8 protein-coding genes are annotated in these 7,146 nt (G+C 50.4%); 1 reads left to right on the forward strand and 7 read right to left on the reverse strand.

The genetic code is table 11. The annotated features are described in order from the left end of the window. The first annotated feature begins 101 nt into the window (after positions 1–101). Positions 102–1,496 (forward strand): hypothetical protein, encoded by a 1,395-nt coding sequence (locus F4X88_05820; GenBank protein MYA55793.1) that lies wholly within the window; start codon positions 102–104, stop codon positions 1,494–1,496. Here the strand turns inward: F4X88_05820 and F4X88_05825 are convergent. From F4X88_05825 to infC, 7 genes are all read right to left on the reverse strand, one after another. Beyond that, positions 1,471–1,827, reverse strand: coding sequence for a hypothetical protein (locus F4X88_05825; protein MYA55794.1), 357 nt, complete (start codon positions 1,825–1,827; stop codon positions 1,471–1,473). The two genes, F4X88_05820 and F4X88_05825, sit on opposite strands and share 26 nt — an antisense overlap. Before the next feature lie 166 nt (positions 1,828–1,993). After that, a complete protein-coding gene (locus tag F4X88_05830; protein MYA55795.1) occupies positions 1,994–3,658 on the reverse strand; it encodes a CRTAC1 family protein in 1,665 nt (554 codons plus the stop codon). Positions 3,659–3,665: 7 nt separating this feature from the next. Beyond that, positions 3,666–4,547, reverse strand: a complete 882-nt coding sequence (locus tag F4X88_05835; GenBank protein MYA55796.1) for a formylglycine-generating enzyme family protein — start codon at positions 4,545–4,547, stop codon at positions 3,666–3,668. 13 nt (positions 4,548–4,560) lie between these two features. Beyond that, positions 4,561–5,577 (reverse strand): phenylalanine--tRNA ligase subunit alpha, encoded by a 1,017-nt coding sequence (gene pheS / locus F4X88_05840; GenBank protein ID MYA55797.1) that lies wholly within the window; start codon positions 5,575–5,577, stop codon positions 4,561–4,563. A 273-nt stretch (positions 5,578–5,850) separates the two neighbouring features. Beyond that, positions 5,851–6,198 (reverse strand): 50S ribosomal protein L20, encoded by a 348-nt coding sequence (rplT, locus tag F4X88_05845; protein MYA55798.1) that lies wholly within the window; start codon positions 6,196–6,198, stop codon positions 5,851–5,853. Between the two features lie 97 nt (positions 6,199–6,295). Further along, a complete protein-coding gene (rpmI, locus tag F4X88_05850) occupies positions 6,296–6,490 on the reverse strand; it encodes a 50S ribosomal protein L35 (GenBank protein ID MYA55799.1) in 195 nt (64 codons plus the stop codon). Positions 6,491–6,790: 300 nt separating this feature from the next. Further along, on the reverse strand, positions 6,791–7,146 hold a 356-nt coding region (infC, locus tag F4X88_05855; protein MYA55800.1), incomplete at its 5' end, for a translation initiation factor IF-3.

Consider the following 7,146-nt stretch of genomic DNA (forward strand, 5'->3'; position numbering starts at 1 on the left):
ATACGCAGAAATACCCAAGCAAAAACACGCAGGCGGATCTACGTTACGTAACACGATGTATCTAATTCACCTGACCGAACCGCAAGGTAAAATTAAAAATTATGACAAAATCGACAGATATTCGCATCCTTGACGTTCATTACGATTTTGAAGAACATCAATACCGGACCCCACTCAAGTTCGGTGGCGTGCCGACGGATCGCTGTGTCCTCTTTAATGTCCGGGTGCAGGTCCAAACGCGCGATGGAAACCAAGAGGCAGAAGGAAGAGGCTCCATGCCGCTCGGTAACGTTTGGGCATTTCCACCGCGCTACGCGCCTTTCGACCAGAGTCTCGCCGCGATGAAAAAACTTGCTGAATTGGCGGTAGCGACAACACGGGATTGCACACTCTGTGCACACCCGCTTGAACTTTCTGAAGTGCTTGAGCCAGAATTTTTAAAACTCGCCGATGATTTGTCCCATAATATGCAACTCGCGTCGCCGATGCCGAAACTCTGCACAGTCGTTACGACGAGTCCGATTGACGCGGCACTCCACGACGCGTTCGGCAAAGCGAACGGGATCAATAGTTACGACGGATTGGGCAAAGACTTTATTGAGGCGGACCTGTCGCACTTTTTGGTGCCGCTTGCAAACCAAAACTTGCTTGACAAAAGCTTGAATGAACGGTTTACGGGTAAATATCTTGACCAATACACGGCACGGCAACCGAAGCCGAATATACCGCTCTACCATCTCGTCGGCGCGCTGGATCCACTCACCGACACGGATATTCCAGAACGTCTCAATGACGGGCTCCCAGAAACGCTTCCTGAATGGATCGTTGCCGATGGACTCACGCATCTAAAAATTAAGCTGAACGGCGACGACTTGGCGTGGGATGTCGCACGCGTTCTTGCAATCGACAAGATCACCGCCGAAACACAGGCAAAACGCGGTGTTGACACATGGCACTATTCTGCTGACTTCAACGAAACCTGTCAAAATGTTGAATACCTATTGGAATTTCTCAGCCAGATTCAAGAAGCAGAGGGCAACGCTTTCCAACGCCTCGCTTATATCGAACAACCGACAGACCGGGATCTGAAGGCGCATCCCGAAAATAAGATGCACAAAGCCGCCGAGATAAAACCGGTGGTCATCGATGAGTCACTGACCGATTTTGAGACCTTTCTACTGGCACGCGAGCAAGGGTATTCTGGTGTTGCACTCAAGGCGTGCAAAGGACAGTCCCAAGCGTTGCTGATGGGTGCAGCCGCCGCAGGATACGGTATGTTCCTCGCTGTTCAGGATCTGACGTGTCCGGGTGCGTCGTTTTTACACTCCGCTGGACTCGCTGCGCGTATCCCCAGTGTAACGGCTATCGAAGGTAACGCTCGCCAATTTTGCCCGGGTGCCAATGATAGTTGGCGGGACGAATTCCCATCCATTTTCAACATCACCGATGGGACTGTCGGCACACAGGTACTCACTGCACTGGGACTCGGTCATTAATACCGGTTGTTTCTGTTTCTTGGTCCGCGACGGTAATGTTGGTAACAACATTCCGTTGTTCAGGGAGTCGGACCGGAAAATCCTCGATGACACCGTTAATCAGTTCTTTAATTGTCGCTTTGACCGGATCGAAGGGTATGCATTCAAGAACGATGACGGCGCGATGCTTTGAAGGCGCGATGTTATACGTCAGACCGTATTGGAGTCCGAGATGCATCAGTTCGGGTTCGACACTGATAGAGATATGCCTGCGTTCCTGCTCGGTGACAAAGAAACTATCAAGGATGAAGTGCGTGTGAATCCACGCTTCTCTTTCTTCAACAATTTTCATATTTTAATTTTACCTTGCGGTTCGGTCAGGTGGGTTAAGAATTTTACGTTCCTTTCCGTATATCCGCCCTCCACTACGTTCCGGGCTACGTACCTTGGATATCAAGAAAAATAGCCATCTCCCAATGCTACCTTATCCTCCATTGTAGTATTAACCGTGAAAAGTGTCAATTCTGCGAAAATGTGACAATTTGACGGATTGGCACTTTACGACTTAACTGCTGAATGTTCCCGTTGTGCCATCGGATTTGGAGGTTACTTATTTGCGATGCCTGTCCTAACCCAAAAATGAGACGCAGATCGTTACCCGACAGGTAACTTGCGCCGCAGATAACTTCCCGTAAGAGTGTTGTCCCATTCGCTTCTAACTGAACCTGCGCGCCGATCGCCTCCGTATTGCCATCTATCCCTACCAATTCCACCGTTAACCAAGCGTTTGTGTTACCGACCTCGTTCCTGAGAATAACTGTGGGGCGGTTCGATTGACAGAGCACAACGTCCACATCGCCATCCGTATCTATATCCCCAAAGAGCATCCCGCGGACGACGTAAGGTGTTTTATTCAGCTCTGCTTCGGCGGTAATCTCGGTGAAGCCAGTGCCGCCTTGATTGCGAAACAGCTGGACAGGTTGGGCGTAACTCTGTTTCGCGTCAATCTGTTCCACATTGTCCCAGATATGTCCATTCCCGACGAGTAGGTCTAACCAACCGTCGTTATCAAAGTCGATAAAGCGCGTACCGAAACCGAGCGCGTAGAAAGAAGCATCGGCGAGGTTTGTGTCAAACGTCACATCCTCGAAATAGCCGTCGCCATCGTTTTGCATGAGGCAGTTCGCCTCCAATGCAAAATTGGACACCCAGAGGTCAATATCACCGTCGTTGTCGTAGTCTCCAGCGTCTATGCCCATAGAACCGTTTGCTATGCCATCGCCGTTGTAGGCAACGCCGCGAAGCACGCCTTCTTCTCGAAAAGTGCCGTTACCCTGATTGATGAAAAGTGTATTCGGAGACATATCGTTTGCGACGTAGATGTCCAACCATGTGTCGTTGTTCACATCTGTGAAGACGACCCCGAGCCCCCGCGTCGTAGGTTCATAGACCCCTGCAGATCTCGTTATGTCTGTGAAGGTGCCATCGCCGTTGTTTCGGTAAAGCACATCGGCGATGCCCTGATATTCATTGGGACCGCAGTAGATACGCAGGACGTTTTTGTAATAACACGGAATATCGGTCTCCAAGGCGTACTCGACATAGTTACACACGTAAAGATCTAAGTCGCCGTCTCGGTCAATATCTGCGAATGCGGCACTCGCGCTTAACAAGGGACAGCCCACCTGTGCGTGTTCGGTTACATCGGTAAACGTGCCGTCCCCGTTGTTTCGGTAGAGGATATTTTTGCCTAAGTTTGTTACATACAGATCGCGATACCCATCAGAATTATAATCCGCGGCGACAGCACCGAGACCATAACCCGTATCACCGAGGTTTGCGGCGGTCGTGATGTCAACAAAAACACCCGCATCGTTTCGATAGAGACGGTTTGTGGGGGACGCTTCTGTTGCTGGCAAGAGCGAATTGCCTTGAACGAGATAGAGATCCAAGTCGCCATCATTGTCAAAGTCAAAGAGTGCGCCTCCGCTCCCCATGGTTTCAACGAGTCGACGTTCCGCTGAGAAACCGTTGATGTGTCGAAAGTCAAGTTCCATTGCATCGGTCACGTCTCGGAAATAGGGCGCAGCACTACCGAGCAGTGGGTGTATGAGAAAGAGACAGGTCTGTAATATAAGAGACAGGAGGCGATGCACGTCGTGTTTCCGTTGGCGCATGGTCATGGGCGGGCTATTCTTTTATTATTGGGCGGGGACGGACAACCCGAAATCCGATTGTATGTGTTGAATCCAAAGGATAGAATTTGAACCGTAGACTTGAACGAAGAAACGCTCTTCCGACATCCCACGCGCCGCCCCGAATGACCCTTGCACGTAGGACATCTCGGAATCGGAGATTGAGTGGATCCTGGGAGGTTTCACCGTTATGTTGCTGATAGAAAGTTGGGCTATATTCATCAAGGCACCACTCCCATACATTTCCGGCAAGGTCTGCGATGCCGTTCGGAGATTCACCTTTCGGGAACTGACCTACCGGTATCGGACGATTGTAACGGCGCGCGAAGTTGGCATGCTGACGTGCTTTCGGCGGTGTGTTCCCCCACGGATATGTTCGTCCGTCCGCACCACGTGCTGCACGTTCCCACTGTGCTTCGGTTGGTAGGCTTCCGCCGATCCAGTCTGCAAACGCTTGCGCATCAAACCATGTTACGCCGACAACGGGCTGTGTGTCCCCGTTAAGTGTTTCATCTGCCCACGTCTCCTCACCACTGTGTCCGCGCGGCGTGGGACGGTTTGTTGCTTCAACGAAGGCGCGGTATTGTGCATTGGTGATTTCATACCGCGATATTTCGTAAGCGCTCAGGTAGACTGGATGTCGCGGCAATTCAGCGTGGAAAGTGTGTTGCTCCAACATAGAACTCCGCAATTTCGCGTCTTCGTAAGCGACTTTTGTCTCCTCGGGGGTTGACCCCATCAGAAAGGTGCCTTTGGGAATTGAGACCCATTCTATAGTGGCGAGGACCTGTTGAGCAGCGTCATTAACTTCGGAAACAGCAGAATTGGTGTAAAGAATAAGGATGGGTATGACGATTGCAAAACAAAAGCGTTTCACCTATGTCCCCCCATTAGAATTGACGTAGGAATCGGAGATCGTTTTCGTAGAGCGTTCGGATGTCCGGGATGCGAAACTGGAGGTTCGCAATCCGCTCCACCCCCATACCGAAGGCGAATCCTGTAACCTGATCCGGGTCGTAGTCCACGGCTTCAAATACAGCAGGATCAACAGCCCCAGCCCCCAAGATTTCGACCCAGCCTGTGCCGCCACAACTCCGACACCCTTTTCCCTGACAGACGGCACAGGTGATATCCATCTCTGCACTCGGCTCTGTAAAAGGGAAGAAGTGGGGACGGAAGCGCATCTGAGTCTTGTCTCCGAACATTTGTCGAGCAAAGGAGGTCAGAACGCCTTTGAGTTCGCTAAAAGTGGCGCGCGTATCCACAAGCAAACCTTCCACGTGATGAAACATCGGGGTGTGGGAGATATCGTAGTCTACCCGATAACATTTCCCTGGCACGATAATTCGGATCGGCGGTTTTTGGGTCTCCATGGCGCGGACCTGAACAGGCGAGGTATGGGTCCTCAAAAGACGTCCGTCCGTCAGGTAAAAAGTATCGTGCAAATCGCGAGCCGGATGATCGGCAGGCGTGTTCAGCGCATCAAAGTTGTAATACTCGGTCTCAACGTCGGGGCCCGTCACCACTTGGAATCCCATTTGACCGAAAATTGCCTCAATCCGCTCCAACGTTTGCATTATGGGGTGTGCCTTCCCGTAAGTCGGTTTCCGTCCGGGAAGTGTGATGTCAACGGCTTCTTCTTCAAGCTGCTGTTCCTGTTGCTGACGATGCAGTGTCTGCGTGGCTACTTCAAACGCTTCCGTGAGCATGGTGCGCACCTCATTTGCGAGTTTGCCAATTACTGGTCGCTCCTCTTTGGAAAGTTTGCCCATGCCCTTCATGACATCGGTGAGCTTTCCTCTACGCCCAAAATATGTGATTCGGAGCGATTCAAGCGCGTCTGGTGTTTTCACTGCTTTTAAAGCTTCAAGTGCCTCGGCTTGAATCGCTTGTAATTCCGCTTTCATTTTTTTAATTATTCCTTGCGGTTAAACAACGTACGTCTCAAATTTCACATGCCTTTCTTAAAACCGCCCTCCACTACGTTACGGGCTACGGATTTGGTACCATGAAGAGACCGATTTGCTAAGTTCTGTTGTGGTTCAGCGAGGACAGAAAACAAGCCATCCATCACGGGACACCCAATAAAAAATGCCTGTCACTTTGTCCTACAAAGGTTAATTTCCTTACCAGGACGAAAGCAATAGGCATCTATCAAGAAGAGAGGATCACACCTACACCTAACCTTTTGCGAGGGTGACGAGTTGTCCAAAACCGGCTTCATCGTTCACGGCGATGTCAGCGAGGACTTTCCGGTCGAGTTCAACACCAGCGGCTTTGAGCCCATGTATGAATCGACTATAGGTGAGTCCGTGCAATCTGGCGGCGGCGTTAATTCTCGCGATCCACAGTCGTCGGAAATCGCGTTTGCGAGCGCGTCGGTGTGCGTAGGCATAGTTCCATCCCTTCTCTACCGCTTCTTTAGCCGTGCGTTTGAGATTGTTTCGCCCACCACGGTAACCTTTAGAATGTTTCAGTATCCGGTTACGGCGTTTGCGTCGCACACTCCCTGTTTTTACTCGTGCCATTTAAAGCTCCTATCACGACCGTCGGTGCTATCGGCGATCGGGTCTACAATCTGCCCGGATATGTGTCGTTGTTATCATAGATACCGGACATTCATTTTTATTGATGAATGAGGCGTTTCAAGCGTTTCGCGTTGCTCGGATCAACAAGAGTCGCCTGGCGCAATCTGCGTTTGCGTTTTGCTGATTTTGAAATAAACAGGTGTCCTGCGTATGCGCGATTACGGCGAATTTTGCCTTTCGACGTGAACTTGAAACGTTTTGCCGCACCTTTATGTGTTTTCATTTTCGGCATTAGAATATCCTTTTTTCTACTTATGGCCACCTGTTAACCATCAACTCGACGCCGTTATAAAATGTTAAAGCACGAGTTGATGGTTAAATTGCTCCACTTCGTTCCACAATCGTATTCGGCGACTCCCGACGCAACTTGGAACCTATACGTTTTTTTAAAGGTTTCTTTCTCCCACGAGCAATACCGCGTATAAACGTATCGCGTCAAAAGGGTCGCGTCGACAGAAAGAGAAGATGTCGTGACTGGGAGATCGCCCTACAAAAAATTATAAGCGGAAACACGCGTGCGACGACAAAAACATTACACAGATTTTGGCGCGAGGATCATTGACATGATGCGGGTTTCCATCCGTGGCGGTTGTTCCACATCGGCAATCTCTTCCAAATCGCCTTTAAGTCGTAAAAGCAAACTTCTACCAAGGTCGGTATGAAGCATCTCGCGGCCTCGGAACCGCACGGTCGCGCGAACCTTCCACCCATTTTTCAAAAAATCTTCGACATGCCGCTTTTTGAACTGATAGTCGTGTTCCGCGGTATCAGGACGGAACTGCATTCCTTTCAGGACGACCTTCGATTGCTTTTTCCGAGCCTCGCGTGCGCGTTTGTTTTTCTCATACTGATACTTCCCGTAGTCCATGATCTTACAAACGGGAGGCT

The organism is Candidatus Poribacteria bacterium (assembly GCA_009839745.1).
Taxonomy (GTDB): domain Bacteria; phylum Poribacteria; class WGA-4E; order WGA-4E; family WGA-3G; genus WGA-3G.

Bases quoted from the DNA above. Each gene is read 5' to 3' on its own strand.
- F4X88_05820 (MYA55793.1), top strand. From the start codon at position 102: ATGACAAAATCGACAGATATTCGCATCCTTGACGTTCATTACGATTTT.
- F4X88_05825 (MYA55794.1), bottom strand. From the start codon at position 1,827: ATGAAAATTGTTGAAGAAAGAGAAGCGTGGATTCACACGCACTTCATC.
- F4X88_05830 (MYA55795.1), bottom strand. From the start codon at position 3,658: ATGACCATGCGCCAACGGAAACACGACGTGCATCGCCTCCTGTCTCTT.
- pheS (MYA55797.1), bottom strand. From the start codon at position 5,577: ATGAAAGCGGAATTACAAGCGATTCAAGCCGAGGCACTTGAAGCTTTA.
- rplT (MYA55798.1), bottom strand. From the start codon at position 6,198: ATGGCACGAGTAAAAACAGGGAGTGTGCGACGCAAACGCCGTAACCGG.
- rpmI (MYA55799.1), bottom strand. From the start codon at position 6,490: ATGCCGAAAATGAAAACACATAAAGGTGCGGCAAAACGTTTCAAGTTC.